This is a genomic window from Paenochrobactrum pullorum, assembly GCF_041929845.1.
In the GTDB taxonomy this organism is placed as follows: Bacteria; Pseudomonadota; Alphaproteobacteria; order Rhizobiales; family Rhizobiaceae; genus Paenochrobactrum; species Paenochrobactrum pullorum.
In genome coordinates this window covers 1-19,260 of record NZ_JBHEEH010000010.1, presented here as the reverse complement: position 1 = coordinate 19,260, position 19,260 = coordinate 1, and the positions used below count along the sequence as shown (strand labels likewise).

Annotated in this window: 17 protein-coding genes; 3 read left to right on the top strand and 14 right to left on the bottom strand. The window is 48.4% G+C overall.

Features of this window, described 5'->3' with window-relative positions; all coding sequences use genetic code 11:
* Positions 1-61: 61 nt before the first annotated feature.
* Complete coding sequence (locus JNC77_RS13065; protein WP_374833212.1) at positions 62-937, top strand: ATP-binding protein; 876 nt, start codon at positions 62-64, stop codon at positions 935-937.
* Positions 938-1,023: 86 nt separating this feature from the next.
* Here the strand turns inward: JNC77_RS13065 and JNC77_RS13060 are convergent, their stop codons facing one another.
* From JNC77_RS13060 to JNC77_RS13005, 12 genes are all read right to left on the bottom strand, one after another.
* Entirely contained in the window at positions 1,024-2,400 is a 1,377-nt protein-coding gene (locus JNC77_RS13060; protein ID WP_374833210.1) for a LysM peptidoglycan-binding domain-containing protein, read from the bottom strand.
* A gap of 243 nt (positions 2,401-2,643) precedes the next feature.
* Complete coding sequence (locus tag JNC77_RS13055; protein ID WP_374833208.1) at positions 2,644-3,315, bottom strand: protein-L-isoaspartate(D-aspartate) O-methyltransferase; 672 nt, start codon at positions 3,313-3,315, stop codon at positions 2,644-2,646.
* Positions 3,316-3,406: 91 nt separating this feature from the next.
* A complete protein-coding gene (serS, locus tag JNC77_RS13050) occupies positions 3,407-4,690 on the bottom strand; it encodes a serine--tRNA ligase (RefSeq protein WP_374833206.1) in 1,284 nt (427 codons plus the stop codon).
* An 82-nt stretch (positions 4,691-4,772) separates the two neighbouring features.
* Positions 4,773-5,588 (bottom strand): twin-arginine translocase subunit TatC, encoded by an 816-nt coding sequence (tatC, locus tag JNC77_RS13045; protein ID WP_374833204.1) that lies wholly within the window; start codon positions 5,586-5,588, stop codon positions 4,773-4,775.
* On the bottom strand, positions 5,585-6,298 hold the full coding sequence (gene tatB / locus JNC77_RS13040) for a Sec-independent protein translocase protein TatB (RefSeq protein ID WP_374833202.1): 714 nt from the start codon (positions 6,296-6,298) through the stop codon (positions 5,585-5,587). The genes tatC and tatB overlap by 4 nt, the downstream gene beginning before the upstream one ends.
* Positions 6,299-6,481: 183 nt before the next feature.
* On the bottom strand, positions 6,482-6,700 hold the full coding sequence (locus JNC77_RS13035) for a twin-arginine translocase TatA/TatE family subunit (protein ID WP_374833200.1): 219 nt from the start codon (positions 6,698-6,700) through the stop codon (positions 6,482-6,484).
* A gap of 352 nt (positions 6,701-7,052) precedes the next feature.
* Positions 7,053-7,775: an SMC-Scp complex subunit ScpB gene (scpB, locus tag JNC77_RS13030; RefSeq protein ID WP_374833198.1), complete on the bottom strand. Its 723-nt coding sequence runs from the start codon at positions 7,773-7,775 to the stop codon at positions 7,053-7,055.
* A 5-nt stretch (positions 7,776-7,780) separates the two neighbouring features.
* Positions 7,781-8,623: a segregation and condensation protein A gene (locus JNC77_RS13025; protein ID WP_374833196.1), complete on the bottom strand. Its 843-nt coding sequence runs from the start codon at positions 8,621-8,623 to the stop codon at positions 7,781-7,783.
* A 22-nt stretch (positions 8,624-8,645) separates the two neighbouring features.
* Complete coding sequence (gene nagZ, locus JNC77_RS13020) at positions 8,646-9,665, bottom strand: beta-N-acetylhexosaminidase (RefSeq protein ID WP_374833194.1); 1,020 nt, start codon at positions 9,663-9,665, stop codon at positions 8,646-8,648.
* 157 nt (positions 9,666-9,822) lie between these two features.
* Positions 9,823-12,762, bottom strand: a complete 2,940-nt coding sequence (locus tag JNC77_RS13015; protein ID WP_374833192.1) for an SPOR domain-containing protein — start codon at positions 12,760-12,762, stop codon at positions 9,823-9,825.
* A 204-nt stretch (positions 12,763-12,966) separates the two neighbouring features.
* The gene (gene argS, locus JNC77_RS13010) at positions 12,967-14,724 is read right to left on the bottom strand and encodes an arginine--tRNA ligase (RefSeq protein WP_374833190.1); all 1,758 of its coding nucleotides are present in this window, start codon (positions 14,722-14,724) and stop codon (positions 12,967-12,969) included.
* Positions 14,725-14,847: 123 nt separating this feature from the next.
* Positions 14,848-16,053 carry a deoxyguanosinetriphosphate triphosphohydrolase gene (locus tag JNC77_RS13005; RefSeq protein WP_374833188.1) on the bottom strand — a complete coding sequence of 402 codons (1,206 nt, stop codon included), beginning with the start codon at positions 16,051-16,053 and terminating at the stop codon, positions 14,848-14,850.
* A gap of 204 nt (positions 16,054-16,257) precedes the next feature.
* Here JNC77_RS13005 and erpA point away from each other — a divergent pair, with 204 nt between their 5' ends.
* Together erpA and xth are read left to right on the top strand one after the other, a co-directional pair.
* Entirely contained in the window at positions 16,258-16,584 is a 327-nt protein-coding gene (erpA, locus tag JNC77_RS13000; RefSeq protein WP_374833186.1) for an iron-sulfur cluster insertion protein ErpA, read from the top strand.
* 106 nt (positions 16,585-16,690) lie between these two features.
* On the top strand, positions 16,691-17,479 hold the full coding sequence (xth, locus tag JNC77_RS12995) for an exodeoxyribonuclease III (RefSeq protein WP_374833184.1): 789 nt from the start codon (positions 16,691-16,693) through the stop codon (positions 17,477-17,479).
* Positions 17,480-17,638: 159 nt separating this feature from the next.
* On the opposite strand, the gene JNC77_RS12990 is transcribed toward xth, so the two are convergent.
* Both JNC77_RS12990 and JNC77_RS12985 read right to left on the bottom strand, forming a co-directional pair.
* Positions 17,639-18,466 carry a tetratricopeptide repeat protein gene (locus JNC77_RS12990; protein WP_374833182.1) on the bottom strand — a complete coding sequence of 276 codons (828 nt, stop codon included), beginning with the start codon at positions 18,464-18,466 and terminating at the stop codon, positions 17,639-17,641.
* A gap of 414 nt (positions 18,467-18,880) precedes the next feature.
* The coding region (locus JNC77_RS12985; RefSeq protein ID WP_374833180.1) for a GDYXXLXY domain-containing protein at positions 18,881-19,260 on the bottom strand (380 nt) is incomplete at its 5' end.

Sequence of the window (19,260 nt, the reverse complement as noted above, 5' to 3'; positions counted from 1 at the left end):
GGGTGCTTAAAAACGCCCGAGCAGGGAATGTCATTAAACCGTGGCTTAGACTGGAAAATGCATGAGTAATAAAAGTCCGACAACCGATACGCTTGAAAATAAGCTTGATCGTCTGATTGCTGCTGTTGAGCGTTTGTCCGCCCCACTGCCAGCTACACCAGATTTCGAGCAAGCAGACTGCTTCGTCTGGGAACCGGAGCAAACCTATTTGGCACCGGTTGAATCCGTCAATCGCGTTGATATTGATCTCATTCAAGGCGTTGATCTGGTGCGTGACCAATTGGTGGAAAATACCACACGCTTTGCCAAAGGCTATCCGGCCAATAATGTGCTTCTATGGGGCGCACGCGGCATGGGCAAATCATCCCTTGTCAAAGCATCGCACGCCAGCATCAATGCAGCACGTGGTGACGAACCAGCCTTAAAACTGATTGAAATTCACCGCGAAGATATTGATTCATTGCCGGTATTGATGAACCTCATCAAAAAAGCACCTTACCGCTTTATATTGTTTTGCGATGATTTGTCGTTCGACCATGACGACACATCATACAAATCACTAAAAGCAGCGCTTGATGGCGGTGTTGAAGGCCGCTCCTCCAATGTGATCTTCTACGCAACATCCAACCGCCGTCATTTAATGCCGCGTGATATGATTGATAATGAGCGCTCAAGCGCCATTAATCCATCAGAAGCGATTGAAGAGAAAGTCTCGCTCTCGGATCGCTTTGGCCTTTGGCTCGGCTTTCATAAATGTAGTCAGGATGATTATCTGGCAATGATCGACGGCTATGCAACACATTACAAACTGCCGGTCGAGCAAGAGCAGCTGCATCGTGAAGCCCTCACCTGGTCTGCGACCCGGGGCCATCGTTCAGGTCGGGTTGCATGGCAGTTCATCCAAGATCTGGCCGGACGTTTGCGCATTCGCATCTAGCATCAAAAAAACTTACCTTCATCAGAGAAGAAGCCCCGAAAGCGATTATCTTTCAGGGCTTTTTCGTAGCTTTATTTGCGGAAATATCAGCTTTCGAGATATTTATTCGGATTAACCGGCGTTGAATTTTTACGCACTTCAAAATGCAGTTTTGGTGATTTTGCATTACCGGTCATTCCGGATTTGGCAATTTCATCACCGCGACGCACTTTCTGGCCACGTTGCACTGTAATAGCGCTATTATGACCATAGACCGTCACCAGACCATTATCATGGCGGACAAGAACCGTATTACCGAATTCCTTCAAGCCATCGCCTGAATAGATCACAACACCGTTTTCAGCTGCTTTGACCGGCGTGCCTTCCGGAACCATGATGTCGATACCGTCATTCACGCTTGTGCCTTCACGCTGACCATAACTGGACAGGATACGGCCACGAACAGGCCAGCGCATCTGTGAAATGCCGGTTGATGACGGTGCGATGGATGCATCTTTCTGCGCATCTTCAATTACCTGATTGCTGGCTTTGGGCGGTGTGTAAGGTTTAACTTCATTTGCCTGATTATTGGCAGCCGGTGTGGTTTTGATTGCATCAACCGCACTTTGCTGCGGCGCAACAGATGCCACTTGCTGTGGCGAAGTCACTGCACCCTTAGGCGGAATAATCAGAGACTGACCAACACGGATCGCACCATTGCTCAGGCCATTAGCTTTTTTCAGCTCATCAACAGAAATGCCGTGGCTTTGTGCAATTGCACTGAGGGAATCGCCAGCTTTGACCTGATAGCCACCTGACGCAATAGCAGTCTTGGCAGCAGCAACATTTTGCTGAACTGTTGTTGCAGAAGCAGGAATTTGACCCAAAACCTGTTCTTTTGCACCATTCAGCTGACCTTGTGCGGCCGTTCCTGCTGCAGCCAGCACAGCACCACCAGCCGGAATTTTCAATGTCTGGCCAATTTTAATATTATTAGCGTCGGTAATACCATTGGCCTGCATCAGATCGGCAGGGCTTACGCCGGCACGACGCGCAATACCATAAAGAGAATCACCCGACTGAACCACCATACTGCTTGCAGCGGCACCGGCTGCGGCAGTTGCCTGACCGATCTGGCTATTGGCCTGATCCGTTATATTTTGTCTGGCTTGATTATACTGGTCATTTGCCGATTGCTGAACGGAAGCAACAACCGAACCACTCGAAACCGGCGGCAATTCATTACGCTGCACTGTTCCTGAAGAAACCGGCTGCACTGATGCTGTATAACCGCCATCGACTTGCTGACCCGAACTATTCACAGGTGCCGATGGTGTCGCGGACGCATAAAGCCCGTCGGAAAAACGCATCGTATCGGCACTGCAACCCGCTGCAAATCCGGCGATCAGAACGATAGCGACGTTCCGCATCAGGCGCTCGGACGTTTGCTGTAAAATTCTGATACGCATATTGAACCCGTCCATACTCAAACTCTATAGACTGATTAAAACGCGTTAATGTTACTCTCTGGTTAAAATTCGTAAATTCGATGAAAAATATTTATAAATTAGATACCATAAGGCTTAAAATAAACCTGAAGCGGCTAAACCGGTTATTTTCTTTCAAGACCAAAAATTCAATTTCAGCTGAAAATTCACTCGTTTCAACCAAAAGACAGTCTTCATCTCATAAAGATGGTGAACTCAGTTATTTTATCAAGAATCATTTTAAAGAACGGATGAAAGCCCGTCGATAAATGGCTGATAACGCACATAGAGCAAGTCTTCCTGCTCAAAGCGGCTGCCGACTTTAGATAATTTGGTCATAACCTGAACAGCATCGCCCGGCCCTACCGGCGCAATCAGCACGCCATGCGTTGCCAATAAATCAATGTAATGTTTTGGCAGCTCTTCAAATGCAACCCACGAGATAATACGGTCAAACGGCCCGCCTGCCGCGCCATGACGACCATCAGCATGTTTGACGTTGATATTTTCAATCTGTAACGCTTGAATGCAGCTACGCGCATGTTCACAAAGACTGCGATAACGGTCGAGACTGGTAACGCGTGTCGCCAATCGCCCCATCACGGCAGCGGTAAAACCAGAGCCGGTACCAATTTCCAAAATGCGGTGATTCTGCTCAATATTCAGCGCCGATAAAATACGGGTCTGTTCATCAAGGCTCTCAATATATTCACCGCATGGCAGTGGAATGGTGCGGGATGAATAAGCCAAATCCATCCAGTTTACATCAATGAAACTCTGCCGCTGCACAGATTCGATTGCGGCAAACAAACGTGGATCGTGCAAGCCTATGGCACGCATACGCAAGACGAATGCAGCAAAGCCCTCCCGTTCCGACATTTTTGGCCGCTTATGTGCAGAGGCTCGGTTCATCTAGTCCGCTCCATGCCCGAAGCAATAGAACCGCTTCGGAATTTTCGAGTACCTGCCGGATCATCAATATCCGGCAGGTACTCGAAAAAACTTAAATAATTTTTTCGATTTTAGTCATGCCGCCCATATAAGGCACCAGCACGTCTGGTACGATAATGCTGCCATCTTCCTGCTGATAGTTTTCAATCACAGCAATAAGCGCACGCCCAACAGCTACACCCGAACCATTGAGCGTATAAACGTGACGGGTGTTTTTCTCACCTTCCACACGGTAGCGCGCGTTCATACGGCGCCCTTGGAAATCACCGCAGACCGAGCAGCTGGAAATTTCACGATATGTTTTCTGACCTGGAATCCAAGCTTCAATGTCATAGGTTTTTTGTGCGCCAAAACCCATGTCGCCGGTGCAAAGCACAACAGTGCGGAATGGAATATCCAAGCGTTTCAGCACCTCTTCCGCACAAGCGGTCATGCGTTCATGTTCATCAATCGCATTTTCTGCATTGGTGATCGAAACCATTTCCACTTTGAGGAACTGGTGCTGACGCAGCATACCGCGTGTATCACGACCAGCTGAGCCTGCTTCTGAACGGAAGCAAGGAGTGAGCGCCGTAAAACGAAGCGGCAATGTGCGGCCATCAAGGATTTCCTGCGCCACCAGATTGGTCAGCGGCACTTCCGAGGTCGGAATCAGCCAGCGACCATCCGTGGTGCGGAACAGGTCTTCGGTAAATTTCGGCAATTGGCCGGTGCCATACATCGCATCATCACGCACCATCAGCGGGGGCATCACTTCCGTGTAACCATGCTCGGTTGTATGCAAATCAAGCATGAACTGACCCAGAGCACGCTCGAGACGCGCCAAAGCGCCTGTCAGCACGGTGAAACGTGAACCGGCAATTTTAGCCGCACGTTCAAAATTCATAAGCCCGAGGTTTTCGCCGATCTCAAAGTGTTCTTTCGGTTCAAAGGCAAAATTCTTCTGATTGCCAACGCGGCGAATTTCCACATTGTCGTTTTCATCCTGACCAAGCGGCACGGATTCCAGCGGAATATTCGGCAGAACCGAAAGAGCCGTTGTCAGCTCCTGATTAAGACGGCGTTCTTCCTCCTCAGCTTCGCTTAAGAAATTTTTCAGCTCGCCCACTTCGCTTTTCAGTTTCTCGGCTGTTTCCATATCTTTGGAAGCCATGGCCTTGCCGATTTCTTTGGATGCTGCATTGCGGCGCTCCTGCGCTTCCTGCACCTTGGAAATATGCAGGCGGCGCTGTTCATCCAACGCAATCAAATGTGCGGATTGAGGAGCAACACCACGTTTTTGCAAAGCTGCATCGAAACCTTCAGGGTTTTCGCGGATCCATTTGATATCATGCATGAGAAAAGCCGTTTCACAAAAATTATACATTATAAGGATCACCCACTATAAGCGGGTGATCCTTAATTCTTTTTAGCCGATTTTACTCTTCAGATGAACTCTCATCTGTATTGTTATTTTCTGCTCTTTTACGCTCAATCATACGAGCCATAATAATCGAAACTTCATAAAGCAGAATAGTCGGAATTGCCAAACCGATCTGGCTTGCAGGATCCGGCGGGGTCAAGACGGCTGCCACTACGAAAGCAATCACGATGGCATATTTGCGTTTGTCTTTCAGGCCTTGCGACGTCAGCAAACCGACACGCGCCATCAGGCTGGTAACAACCGGCAACTGGAACACCAGACCGAAAGCCACGATCAGTGTCATGATAAGGCTGAGATATTCCGAAACCTTGGGCAAAAGCGAAATCTGAACTTCGCCGCCGCCGCCAGCTTGCTGCATGGCAAGGAAAAACCACATCACCATCGGGATGAAAAAGAAATAGACCAGCGCCGCGCCAAAAAGAAACAATAAAGGCGAAGCAATCAAAAACGGCAAAAATGCCATTCTTTCGTGTTTATAAAGACCAGGGGCCACAAATTTGTAAATTTGCGATGCAATGATCGGAAACGCCAGAACAAGGCCACCAAACATCGCAACCTTCACCTGTGTAAAGAAAAACTCTTGCGGTGCCGTATAGATCAGCTCGGCCTTGGAGCGATCCAATCCCGCCCAATCAATCGCCCACTGGTAAGGCACAACAAGTAGATTGAACAACTGCTTGGCGAAGGCAAAACAGAGAATAAAGGCGACAAAAAACGCCAAAATCGCCCAGATCAGACGGCGACGCAGTTCAATCAAGTGCTCAAGGAGCGGAGCTGCGCTCTGCTCGATCTCATCTTCGTTTTTGGTCACTCATTCGTTCCTGTCGTTTTGGCAGCAGGTTTTTTAGCAGGTGCTTTCTTGGTCGTCACCTTTTTAGGCGCAGCCGGTTTTGCATCAGCAGTTTTAGCCAGAGCAGCCTTTGCCGCTGTAGTGTTAGCAGGCTTTGCTGCTGCCTTAGCAGCCGGTGTTTTGGCTGGTGCCGGGCCTGCTGCTTTCGCAGTTTTCTTTGTTTTAGGCGCAGGCTTAGTTTTTACCTGTTTGACAACGTCAGCCTTTACCTTTTCAGGTGTTTCATCCGACAAATTCTTCTTCACAGCTTCTGCAATCGCATCTGATAGCGATTTTGTTTCAATCACAGGTGCTGACGCTTCCGCTTCAACCGTTTTTTCAGCATCTTTATAAACAGAAGAATCTACAGGCTTTGCTGATTGCTCCGGCTTTGGCGATTGATTGAGGCTTGCTTTCAGATCATTACCGGCAGAGCGGATCGGATCGAAAACTTGCGTCATTTTTCCGCGCGGGTCGAGCTTGCGTGTTTCATCAATGATATTTTTCACATCATCCAGCTCGGCTTCTTTCAAAGCTTCGTCAAACTGACGTTTAAATTCATTGGCGGTGGTGCGCATGCGCGCTGTAGCCTTGCCGAAAGCACGCAGCATTTTCGGCAAATCTTTAGGCCCGACAACCACAACCATCACGATTGCGATCACAAGAATTTCGGACCAACCAACATCAAGCATTTTATACCCTCGCGCTTATCTGCGCTTAATTGTTAAATAACCGGCAGACGCAAGGTCTTATTTTTTTAAAATGAAAACCAGACCTGAACGCAGAGCCAAAACAAGCTCAGCCCGGATAAACCAAACAGCAGATATTGAAACGATTACAGCGGATATTTCTCACTGCAATCGTTCAAAAAGCAATTATGACTTTGTTGTCTTCTTAGCTGGACGAACAGCTTCTTCCGCATCGTTTTCGATGGTTTTGCCGTCCTCTTTGGTTTCGTCCTCGTTCATGCCCTGCTTGAAGTTTTTGATGCCTTTGGCAACATCACCCATCAATTCAGGGATTTTGCCACGGCCAAACAACAACAACACGACAGCAAGCACGATCAGCCAATGCCAGATTGAAAAACTACCCATGATATTCCTCTCTTTGCCGCACTTGCTACGGCATTAAACGTGATTAATCCGATTTAATCATTTTGGCGTTATCTTTCAAACAGAACTATCACAGTGTCCAGTCCTGCAGATGCATCCTCACCGGATTTTTTCAGCTGAAACACCGTATTTCATATGTTTAATGGCAACAAAAGCATTTGTTTTGTCACATTAGCATAAATTATGCTGATAATCTTTTTTTATGAAATGCAATAAACCAATACCGGAATGAATGGATAGATGCCTGATCATGCCTTTAAAGCCGAATAATACACGCACTAAACAGTCGCAACTAATCAAGCTTAAAAACGATTTGATTCGTATTTTTTTAAGATTATTCCTCATTGTCGAGCGGTGTCAGCAGCCCCATATCCTCGACATTGACCTCATCAAGCGGTACTTCATCGGCGGTCAATTCATCCAGATCAATATCTGGCGAAGCGATCTTGAAACCAGCCGGAATACGGCCAGACAACAATCCTGCCCCGCGCAATTCTTCCAATCCCGGCAGATCGCGAATATCGCTCAAACCAAAATGATCAATAAATGCTTCCGTCGTTCCATAGGTGACAGGACGACCAGGCGTACGCCGCCGTCCGCGCAGTTTAATCCATCCCGTCTCCATCAACACATCCAATGTGCCTTTCGAGGTTTCCACCCCGCGGATATCTTCCAATTCTGCACGTGTAACCGGCTGATGATAGGCAATGATGGCCAGTACTTCCAATGCAGCTCTTGAAAGCTTGCGCTGCTGGACAATTTCCTTGCTCATCAAATGCGCCAGATCGGGAGCTGTACGAAAGCACCATGCCTCGCCGCGCTTTACCAGATTGACCCCGCGCAGACGATAATCATGCTGTAAGTGCTCAAGCACTTTGTCCAAAGCTATATCTGTAATGCGCTCACTTAAAGCAGCCAGTGAAACCGGCTGGGCAGAGGCAAAAATAATAGCTTCAACTTTTCTGACCGCCTCATCAAATTTCAAACGCTCGGCCGCATCTTCGGGACTAAGTACTTCCGGCAGCGCCGACTGCAATTGCCTTGTCGTATCCGCCATTTCCCTCAATCCTCTTCTCGCCTGATAAGCGTGACCAGATTGCGTCTTTCAGACTGGCGCATATAAACCGGCTCGAATGCGGAGGCTTGTTTTATTTCAAGCTTGCCTTCACGTACCAGTTCAAGGCTTGCCGCAAAAGAACTGGCAAGGGCGGAAACACGCTTATCGGGTGCAATCAAATAGCGAATTAAAAACTGGTCCAGCGCCATCCAATCATCAATCTCTCCGATCATACCAGTGAGAATATCACGCGCATCTTTGAGTGACCACACGGCACGGGAGCTGATTTCTACCTGATTTACACTCATGCGCTGACGCTGCGTCGTATAGGCAGAAAGCAGCTCATAAAGAGAGGCCTCAAAAAGACTGGTTTTATCGACAATCACCATTTCCGGTGCGCCACGTTTAAAAAACTCCCGCCCCAACTGATTGCGATTAACCAGCCGCACCGCCGCCTCACGCATCGCCTCCAGTCGCTTGAGCCGAAATTGCAGCATAGCCGCAAGCTCTTCACCGGTTTCGCCTTTATCATCTGCTTGTTTCGGGATCAGCAATTTAGACTTCAAAAACGCAAGCCATGCTGCCATCACCAGATAATCGGCGGCCAGCTCAAGACGTAATACCCGCGCTTGCTCGATGAAATCGAGATATTGCTCAGCCAGTGACTGAACGGAAATACGGGTTAAATCCACTTTCTGAGTGCGTGCCAGATGAAGAAGCAAGTCAAGCGGCCCTTCAAAGCCCTCAATATCAATTTGTAGCGGCGGATCTTGCGATGCGTCACCATCCTGCCAAAGCGCTTCCAAAGGCGCTATCGGCTCAATTATACCGGCTTTCTGATCGGCCAAGGGCTGTTTTTCCGCGTTTCAGTTAAGCTTCAACATTAAAAATGCGTGCAAACTCTGCGCGCAACTCATCCTCATTAGAAAGATCGGGCTCGCCTACATAAGAAAGCGCCAAATCAGCACGTCGTTTGGCTTTGCCTTCAAGCGCAATGGTTCGTGCAGCAACTTTCTGCATTTCTTCGATATCGCCGCTGCAATGCAAAACGATGTCACAACCAGCGGTGATAATTGCTTCGGCCAGATCACCAAGATCACCGGAAAGCGCCTTCATCGAAATATCATCGCTCATCACCAAACCATCAAATTCAAGCACATCGCGAATAATGGTTCTAATTACTGTATCCGATAAGGTTGCCGGCAATTCAGGGTCGATCGTTTCAAATACCACATGCGCCGTCATGGCCATCGGCAAATCATTGAGTGCTTTGAAGGGCACAAAATCATGAGCAACTAAATCTGCCAGCGGAACATTGACCCGCGCCAGTTCTTTATGGGTATCGCAAAAAGCACGACCATGACCCGGCATATGTTTAACCACAGGCAAAACACCGCCCGCAATCAAACCTTCCGCAGTCTGTCGACCCAGCAACGTCACAATCTCGGGATCATACGCATAAGCGCGATCACCGATGACTTCATGTGCTCCTTCAACCGGAACGTCCAGCACAGGCATGCAATTGACATTGATGCCGACCGACAGCAAATCAAAAGCATGCAAGCGGCCAAGCAACCAAGCTGCACGCAATCCCTGTTCCGCATTGCGCTTATAAACATCGCCAATCATGCGCGCTGAAGGATAATTGGACGCCAATGGCGGGCGAAGGCGCTGTACACGTCCGCCTTCCTGATCGACAAAAATCGGCAAATCAGAACGTCCTGTCGCATCACAAAGCGATGTGGTTAGTTCATTGAGCTGTTCAATGCTCTCAACATTACGCGTAAAAAGAATTGCGCCCCATGGATTGACTTCACGAAAGAACGAAAATTCCTCAGCACTGAGCTCAGTACCAGCAACACCTGCAATCATCGCTTTGCACTTAGCCATGCAATCGGATCCTCTCAAAAAATGACTTTAATCCAGTTATCATAACTGAATTTGATGATGCAAAACATAGACAAAGGGCACACTCATTCAAGAGTGAACCCTTTGCAAGTCTACTATATTTTATGAAGACAAGTCACTGTCATTCATTGTTGTTTTTTTACTGCGTTACAAAGCAACTGCCACCGGCATTTTTCAAACGTTCACACAAAGCATTGGCTTCGGCCTTCGTACCGCCGGAAATACGAACGCGGTAATAAGTACCCTTGCCTGGAATATCAGCTTTACGAATATCTACAGCACGCCCGCCAATGATATTGGCATATTTCTGCCCCATAGACGCAAAGGACTTCTGCGCCAGTTCGGCAGATGGCTGTGAAGCAATCTGGATGTAATATCCACCTGCAGCCGGTGCTGCAGGCGTTTCGCTCACTGCTGGCGTTGCCGGTGTTGTCGCCACAACATTGGTTGGTTGCTGAGCCGGACGCGACGGCGCTACAGGCACTTGCGTTGGCGGTGTGAAGGTTTGTGTCTCCACCGTACGAGCTGGTGCAACGGGTGCACTTGCCGGCACATTTGTTTGCGTATTGGCTGTCTCAGCAGGGGTCAGCGCCGACGATTCAATAATATTTTCCGGTGTCAGCTCTGCCGGTTCCGGCGCAACAGGCGTTACCGAACGTGGTGCTTCAGCTGGCTGCTGCACGATCGTACCATCAGGGCGAACAACCATTGTCTGCACTGTACGCGGTACGATCAGTGGTTCTTCTTCTGTGGCAGGGCTATTATTGGTCGCCGTGATTGTATCATTGCGATCTTCATTAAAGCTGCCAAACTCATCTTCATCCGCGGCCAGATCAACCGGATCCTCCTGCGCTGTCACCAGAGATTTTTGCTCTGGATTCTGCGGTATGGTACCGGCAACACGCTCATATACAGCTTTATCCTGATTAGGAACCGTCGCACCACCCGGATTTTCCGGTTGCATTTTAACCGGCTGGTTATCGGAGCGAATGATGACCGGCTCGCCGGAATTCATGCCACCGCCAATAAAGTGATAAGCAATTCCACCAATAAGTACCAGCACACCGGCAGCTGTCGCCAATAGCATAGCACGACGCCCACGCACCGGACGCTCGCGGTAAGCATCAGCTGCGGCACCTAAATCTTCATCCAAGGAATAAGGAGCAACGGGAGCTTGCTGCGCGCCCGCACCATTACTACCATCAGCCCAATGATTATAGAAATCATCCTGACTACCGGTTGGTGCTTGCGATGCTGGCGCTTGATTTCTGGCGCCCAAACCAGCACCAATAGCAGCGCCCGCCGCCAAGCCGCCGGCCAATGCAGTATTGGAAGGGGAAAAATCTGCATAACTCTCGCGGAAAATATCTTCAAAGGCACGATCAGCCGATGCAGCTTCTTCAACAGGCGCTGGCGTCTCTTCGACATTGATTGCACTGAATACATCGGCAAATTCGGCTTCCAGCTGATTGAGGCCGGCATTTTCAGGCTCATCATAATAAGGTACTTCAGGTAAATCCAAAGGCTGGGTCTGTTCGACCTTGGCCTCGGAAACACTCATTGTTTCCACATCTGGTGCAGGTACCGAGAAACTCGAACGTTGCGCTGCATAATGCGGGAACGGCGCAGGCTGGCGCTCTTCTTCGGAAATCGCATGCGCAAAGACAGGTGTTTTCTCAACAACCTTATCGGTGGCGTCTTGCAGCTCGGTCTCTTCGATGCCGAAATCAAAATCCTGATCAGAGAAGAAATTTTCCGAAGGCGCATCGGATGGCGAAGCCACAAACTCCTGCCCATCATGCAGCGGCTTATCTTTTTCCCAAGGGAAATAGCTTTGTGCTGACAATTCACGCTCAATGGCTTCGGAGAAATTCTCATCATCCAGTTCAAAAGCATCATCTTGCGGCAAATCCGCCAATGTAGCTTCAAACTCGGCAGATGCCTGATTAAGCGCATTCAGTTCGATATCACTGGTTTCAACTGCAAAGGATGTATCATCAAAGAACATATCCTGTGGCGGCTCATCACTGCTGTGATGAACCGGCGCTGCAGATGAAGCTTGCTCTTGGTAGCTCGCATCCTCGGCATAATAAGTGTCTTCACTCAAAGTCGCAGTTTCTGCAAAGGAAGGTTCATCATAAGAAGCTTGTGTCGATGCAGGTTGATAATTGCCGCTTTCAATCGAAAACTGCGCCGCAAAATCATCTATATTCCCATGTGGCTCAAGCTCTTCAGCGGCTTGGTCAAAAGATGAAAAAACTTCATCTTTAGGTTCATTTTGCAGTTCACTGTAGAGTGGTTCTTCCGGTATATAGACAGATGCAGGCTCTTCATAAGCCGCAGGTGCTGCATCACCAAAGAGCAAATTAGCCAGCTCATCCTCCAGCGATGGTGCAGGGACTGCAGCCGCCGGTGGTGTGTAATCATGGGTTTCCTGCGCTTCGACCTGCGGCTCGGTCTGATAGCTATCCTGATAGCCGGATTGATTGCTTTGATAATGACCAGACAGCACATCTTCATGGCCTGACAAAGCCAAAGCCAGTTCATCTTCCAGCGCGGAATTATATGCCTGATCAGCATATGAATAAGGCTCTTGTGATGCCGGCGTTTCCTGCGCTGCAAAGGTTGGCTGATGATCCTCTTCGGTTACAGGCAGGTTTTCTTCCTCCGCAACATCAGCGGACGCCGGCGGAGACTGCAGATGCTGTGTCAGGCTTCCATAGCCATGCGAGCCCTGATTGTAGCTGGCATAGCTGCGTGCCGATGCACTTCTGTAGCTATCACGGTAATTATCGGCGGCAGTAGCAGCCACCTCAGGCGCTGCGGGTTGTGGTGCGGTCATCTCTGAAAAGACGTCCGGCACATCCTGTCCGAAAAAATCATCATCCAGACCGCCGACCAGTTCACGCTCCAAATCGATCGCGAACATGTCGTCAGACGGAGTTGTATCCTGATGCGTGGATTGAGCTGAAAACAGCTCATCGAAACCGCCGATCTGGGAAAGCTGCATCAGCGGATCATCTTCTTCCTGCACCGGACGCTCGCCGTTCTCGCGGGCTTTATAACTGCTGTCCGTCATGACTTCTTCCTAACTCATACCCTGAAGATATCACACGATATCTGTAACCATTGCAAATACCAGTGCAATGTGGGCAAAAGTTGACAGTCGTTTCCTTTCGAAACCGGCAGAATAAAGCTTCACGATAAAGCTCCATTCTGCAAGTCTTCAACAATGGCCTCACAAGCAGATACCAGACTTTTTGTGTCTGAGTATTTTACCTGATCAGCGCATCTCCGTCGGAGCATCCGCACCAATAATAGTCAGTCCGGATTTAAGAACGTCGGAAACAACCTGCACCAGCCCAAGCCTGGCAAGTGACAAGTTTGTATCGTTAACCTTGATAAAACGTAAATCTTGGTTTTCTGAACCTTTATTCCATTGAGAATGGAACGCAGAAGCCAGATCATACAGGTAAAAAGCCAGTCTATGCGGCTCTTGATGACTTGCAGCGGCCTCAATAAGACGCGGATATTCTGCAAGCTTACGGATCAAAGCCAGTTCACTTTCATCATTCAAAAGACTTAAATGTTCAAAAAGTGATTCTCTTTTGATCTCTTCAAGACCCAATTGTTCACGTGCCTGACGGAAGACTGAGTGACATCGCGCAGAGGCATATTGGACATAGAAAACCGGATTGTCTTTTGACTGCTCGGTTACTTTAGCAAAGTCAAAATCCAGTGCAGCATCGCTCTTGCGATAAAGCATCATGAAACGCACCGGATCACGACCGACCTCATCCACCACATCACGCAGTGTAATAAACTCGCCCGCACGCTTCGACATGCGGACCGGCTCACCATTACGCAACAGCTTGACCATCTGACAGAGCAGAACAGTCAGTTTTGCTTTGCCATCCGATACGGCGCGTGCAACAGCTTCCAAACGTTTGACATAGCCGCCATGATCGGCACCAAGCACATAGATCATTTCGTCAAAGCCGCGATCATACTTATCTTTAAAATAAGCAACGTCAGCAGCAAAATAGGTAAATGAACCGTCAGACTTCATCAAGGCGCGGTCGATATCGTCACCCACTTCGGTAGAGCGGAACAATGTCTGTTCACGATCTTCCCAATCATCCGGCAACTGGCCTTTTGGCGGAGGCAACTTGCCCTTATAGACATGGCCTTTCATGGTCAGATCATTGATAGTCGAGCGGATTGCCTGTGCATGATTGGCATGCAGCGTCTTTTCCGAGAAGAAGAGATCATGATGCACATTGAGCGCTTCAAGATCCGCACGGATCATATCCATCATTGCCTTGATGGTTCGCTCTTTCAAAATCTCAAGACGCTCATCTTCCGGCATTTCCAGAAGCTTGCTGCCAAATTCCTCAGTCAGCGCTTTGCCAACCGGCACCAGATAATCGCCCGGATAAAGACCAGAAGGAATTTCGCCAATATCTTCGCCAAGCGCTTCGCGGTAACGCAACATCACAGATTTGGCGACAACATCAATCTGTGCACCGGCATCATTAATGTAATATTCTTTTGTTACATCATAGCCGCTAAAGGACAAAAGATTGGCAAGCACATCACCAACAACCGCACCACGGCAATGGCCGACATGCATAGGGCCGGTCGGATTGGCAGACACATATTCCACATTGACTTTGCGACCCTCTCCCAGCTTCGAGCGGCCGTAATCGGTACCGGAAGCAAGCATCGTATTAATGCCACGCTGCCAGTAAGCCGGTTTCAAACGCAGATTGATAAAGCCCGGACCTGCAACATCGACCGACTCAACATCGGCATCCTTTTGTAACGCCCGACCAATTTTCTCCGCCAATGCACGTGGATTTTCACCAACCGCTTTAGATAAGACCATAGCCGCATTAGTGGCAATATCACCGTGGCTCGCATCGCGCGGCGGCTCCACTCCGACACGGGAAAGGTCTAATTCACCACCATCTTTTGCTTTAAGATCAATGTCTTGCAGCGTTTTTTTGATACGTTCATCGAAATCTGTAAAGATATTCATGATCTGTCCTGTTTCGCAGAGGCTCTCATCTTTTCAAGCAACCTCTCATGCATAAAATTCCCAAAGCAACAAGCAAGCTTTTGCTAATTCTTATCGATCGCGCTTAAAATCTTTTCCGCCCGATTAAGCCAATTCATCTGTTTGGTCAAACAATCGTCGATGCTCACGCAAAGCATAATTGTCAGTCATACCAGAGATGAAGTCGGCTATGTGACGTGCTTTTGCCGATAAATCCAAAGTTTCCATTTTAGCTTGCCATTCTTGCGGCATCATTTCAGGTTTTGCCTGATATAGATCAAACAAGTTCTGAACCACTTTGTCTGCGATCCGTCGTCGTCGGACGACACTTTCATGGAAATAAAGATTTTTGAACAAATAACGCTTGAGCTCCCGCTCCTGCTCAAACATCTCCGGCGAAAAGCCGACCAAGGCCGAAGAGTGATTGCGCACATCATCAATGGATTGTGGTTGCAATGCCTCAATGCGGCGCTGTGCTTCCATAATTACAGTTTCGACCATTACGGTGATCTGTCGACGCACCAACTCATAACCCGTGCGCGTATCATCGAGACGGGGGTACTTTGCCCGCGCAGTCGCAATCAAATCTCTTGTCAACCTGACATCTTGCAAACCATCAAGCGATAACAGCCCTGCCCGTAAACCATCATCAATGTCGTGGGCATTATAGGCAATGTCATCGGCAATCGCGGCACATTGCGCTTCAAGGCTTGCAAAACTACCCAGCCGCAAATCATATTTTGCGTTAAAATCGAGAACCGGTTGCGGCACGATTTCTTCAACGGCATAAATGCCGGTTAAAGGCCCGTTATGCTTAACCAGCCCTTCAAGCGTTTCCCAGCTAAGATTAAGGCCGTCAAATTCTGCATAGCGCTGCTCCAGCTTGGTCACGATGCGCAAGGACTGTGCATTATGATCAAAACCACCATAATCCTTCATTCGTTCATTGAGCGTATCTTCGCCGGTATGGCCGAATGGTGTGTGACCGAAATCATGTACCAAAGCCACCGCTTCAGCCAAATCTTCATCCAGCCGCAAGGCGCGCGCCAAAGCTCTGGCAATTTGCGCCACTTCAATAGTGTGGGTCAAACGGGTGCGGTAATGGTCGCCCTCATGCGCAATAAAAACTTGTGTCTTATGCTTCAAACGGCGAAACGCGTTGGAGTGAATGATGCGGTCACGATCGCGCTGATAAGGCGTGCGCGTCGGGCTGGCGGCTTCAGGCACCAAACGCCCAAGGCTTTTTGCCGGATCAGCGGCATAAACCGCCCGCTCCCGATAGCCAAAACCAATTCCGTCCAAACTGTTCATTTTATCGTCTGTGTTCCATCACTGTGCTGGTTGCCTGCCTCAAATCATCATGCCGTTTTCTATAGCATAACTTCGTTTTTGTCTTGCAAAGTTTGATAAACCACCATTGACACCAAGGCGGTCAATTCTTAGCTATCATAGATATGACACAAAAGGTGCTGCGATATTATGATAATAGACGCAGATTTTTATCCGGAGCAAACCATGACGGATATATCCGTATCAGATTCAGCCGCCAAGCGGATCGCTAAAATTCTCAGCAGCGAGCCTGATAAGTCAGCCCTGCGCGTTTCTGTCGAGGGGGGTGGCTGCACCGGTTTTTCATATAAATATGAACTGGTGAATGATCAGGAAGACGACGATCTGGTCATTGAAAAAGCCGGAGCCAAGGTGCTGATTGATGCAATCTCCTTTCCGTATCTGGAAGGTTCGGTGATTGATTTCGTCGATGATCTGATGGGGCAATCTTTCCACATCCAAAACCCGAATGCCACCAGCTCATGCGGTTGTGGCACCAGTTTCTCAATCTGATCATACAATGCACGACTTGCTGGCAAGCTGATTTATCTGTGGCAAGCGCTTCCATTTCCCCCTATAGCGCTTGCCGTTCCTCTCACAATTCTCTATTCCTGTTTCCATGAAAATCGCGACATGGAATATTAACGGCGTTAAAGCCCGTATCGACAATCTTCTGCACTGGCTGGAAGAATCATCACCCGATATTGCCTGTTTGCAGGAAATAAAATCGGTCGATGACTTGTTTCCGCGGCTGGAGATTGAGGCGCTCGGCTATCATGTGGAAACCCATGGTCAAAAAGGCTTTAATGGCGTCGCTATTCTCTCCAAGAAAACACCGGATGAAGTCATACGCGGCCTGCCCGGCGATGATAGTGACGAGCAATCACGTTTCATTCAGGCACAATTCTCGACGGATAAAGGTGTTTTGCGTGTTGTCTCGCTTTATTTGCCAAACGGTAATCCGGTGGACACGCAAAAATACCCCTATAAGCTTTCATGGATGCGGCGGTTGAACCATTGGGCACAAGAGCATTTAGCACTTGAGGAACCACTTATTCTGGCAGGTGATTATAATATCATTCCTGAAACTAAAGACGCTGAAACGCCTGCCGCTTGGGTTAATGACGCACTCTTCCTGCGCTCATCACGTGTTTTGTTTCGCGAGCTTGAAAATTTAGGCTTCAGTGATGCCTTCCGCGCCACCACAGATGCAGACAAATCCTATTCCTTCTGGGATTATCAAGCTGGTGCATGGCAGAAAAATAATGGCATCCGCATCGATCACCTGATGCTTTCACCGGAAGCTGCTGATCTTTTGGAAACTGTTAATATTGAGAAACATACACGTGGCTGGGAAAAACCATCCGATCATGTGCCGGTCGTCATCACGCTAAAAAATTCATTCTAAAATTTGTTGATTTCACCACTTAGAGTGTGTCGCACTTAATCGTATCCACTGTGCTCGCTCTAGCGTTTTGTTTTTACGCATGTCTCCCAAAACCGGTGCCCACTTTTGGGAGACATGCTCTAAGAGCGCTCGGTTGTGAGCGCTTTTTTTATTGGCTGATTAGTTGCTCTCGGCCATCAGTCTGATCTGATCGCCCCGTCCCCATCGTCCAGCCAAGGCAACAGCATTGCGACGGTCTGCTTCACCTGCCAAGGAAAACGCTTGCTCCTGCATTTCGCGGATCCATGCTTTATCCTGCATATCACAATGTTCAAAAGCCACCGTCAACATAGCAAGGCCCTGCACGGTTTTTCCTGCCTGAAACAGCATATTGCCGAACATGGCTTGCGCACTGGCATGGCCTTTTTGCGCTGAAAGCTGGAACCAGCGTGCAGCCTGCACTGCATTACGTTCACCTCCCTCACCATTCAACAGCATTTTGCCAAGCTCGTATTGTGCGGAGGGATCACCAAAGCTGGAGGCTGCCTGAACATAGAGATCACGCGCCAATGGCAAATTAGACTTTACATGCGTCCCCGGAATGCCGCGACGGACATAACCGGCAAGTGCGGTTAATGCATCAGCGACATAGGATTCATTTTGGGAGCCCGGATCGACACCATCACGAACGATTTTTTCAAAAATCTGATACGCGGTAAAATCATCTTCCGGAACGCCGTCACCGTCAGCATACATACGCGCCAGCTTCCAGTTCGCACCCGGATGACCTTGTTCGGCAGCATAACGAAGTGCCTTTACGGCTTCATCTTTGTGACCGCTTTTATAGGCAGAGAAAAAAACTTCAAACGGATTGTTGGATTTTGGCTTTTCCTGAACATCAAAAGCAAAGCCGCTCTGTGTGCCGACCGCAATACTTAATAAAGCCAAGCCCAGCACAGAGCCGTAAAGATGGCTCTTTATTGGGAATGCAAAATTTTTCAAAGTCATTGCAGTCAACTTCTTTCAATCCCATTGGTCAAAGACGTAAGCGGCACTAAGCAGAAATCATAATCCAACTTCTCGGCGACACTACGACTTTCGGAGGGCAGAATAAGGCATGTTAATGTCACTTGATCTTACCGTCCAGATTTAAACCACTGCGTTCTGCGTGGACGAACCGTCACAGAACATCATTGAATAAACTTTATCCCGCTTTGTGGCGGCATAGGGGCAAATTGCCTTCAACTATGCTTAGTATAATTTATTGAAAAAAACTGTTGCGGAATCGCCACATTCGACATTCAAGAAAATATGTTTAACAAAACCCCACGAGCATTTTATAAATAGCACATATTTACATGTACTAAAAATGCAAAGATCGTATAGATTTAATCAATAAATTCAAAATTTTACAGAGAACTCTTAATAAAGTGGTTCCTGATACATTTTCGCTCCTTTATTTTGCAGAGCTTTTATTTGCGCGATACCTTCTTTGGAAACCGCGAGAATAGCTGTGATATTATTCTCGCTCAGTTCGCCTTCAATCGCCAAACCTTCGCCTTCGGGCACATAATAACGTTCAACACCGAATCGTAGGCGTACATTGCCGCCGGATTGCAGCCAGATCGGATAGACCGTTTCACCCTTGATCTGCACCTCGTCAGCGCTCAGATCATCAAAGGGTTTTATGGATGCGCGGCTCATATGCCAAAGACCGTCATCCCCTTTTTTAACCGCCACATAAACATCGCCGCTATAATTATCCGTTGCATCCTTAACAGCGCTTTGAGCAAATTCTGAAA

Excerpts from the sequence above, each read along its gene's own strand:
- JNC77_RS13065 (WP_374833212.1), top strand. The coding sequence starts at position 62 with ATGAGTAATAAAAGTCCGACAACCGATACGCTTGAAAATAAGCTTGAT.
- JNC77_RS13060 (WP_374833210.1), bottom strand. The coding sequence starts at position 2,400 with ATGGACGGGTTCAATATGCGTATCAGAATTTTACAGCAAACGTCCGAG.
- JNC77_RS13055 (WP_374833208.1), bottom strand. The coding sequence starts at position 3,315 with ATGAACCGAGCCTCTGCACATAAGCGGCCAAAAATGTCGGAACGGGAG.
- serS (WP_374833206.1), bottom strand. The coding sequence starts at position 4,690 with ATGCATGATATCAAATGGATCCGCGAAAACCCTGAAGGTTTCGATGCA.
- tatB (WP_374833202.1), bottom strand. The coding sequence starts at position 6,298 with ATGCTTGATGTTGGTTGGTCCGAAATTCTTGTGATCGCAATCGTGATG.
- JNC77_RS13035 (WP_374833200.1), bottom strand. The coding sequence starts at position 6,700 with ATGGGTAGTTTTTCAATCTGGCATTGGCTGATCGTGCTTGCTGTCGTG.
- scpB (WP_374833198.1), bottom strand. The coding sequence starts at position 7,775 with ATGGCGGATACGACAAGGCAATTGCAGTCGGCGCTGCCGGAAGTACTT.
- nagZ (WP_374833194.1), bottom strand. The coding sequence starts at position 9,665 with ATGGCTAAGTGCAAAGCGATGATTGCAGGTGTTGCTGGTACTGAGCTC.
- JNC77_RS13015 (WP_374833192.1), bottom strand. The coding sequence starts at position 12,762 with ATGACGGACAGCAGTTATAAAGCCCGCGAGAACGGCGAGCGTCCGGTG.
- argS (WP_374833190.1), bottom strand. The coding sequence starts at position 14,724 with ATGAATATCTTTACAGATTTCGATGAACGTATCAAAAAAACGCTGCAA.
- JNC77_RS13005 (WP_374833188.1), bottom strand. The coding sequence starts at position 16,053 with ATGAACAGTTTGGACGGAATTGGTTTTGGCTATCGGGAGCGGGCGGTT.
- erpA (WP_374833186.1), top strand. The coding sequence starts at position 16,258 with ATGACGGATATATCCGTATCAGATTCAGCCGCCAAGCGGATCGCTAAA.
- xth (WP_374833184.1), top strand. The coding sequence starts at position 16,691 with ATGAAAATCGCGACATGGAATATTAACGGCGTTAAAGCCCGTATCGAC.
- JNC77_RS12990 (WP_374833182.1), bottom strand. The coding sequence starts at position 18,466 with ATGACTTTGAAAAATTTTGCATTCCCAATAAAGAGCCATCTTTACGGC.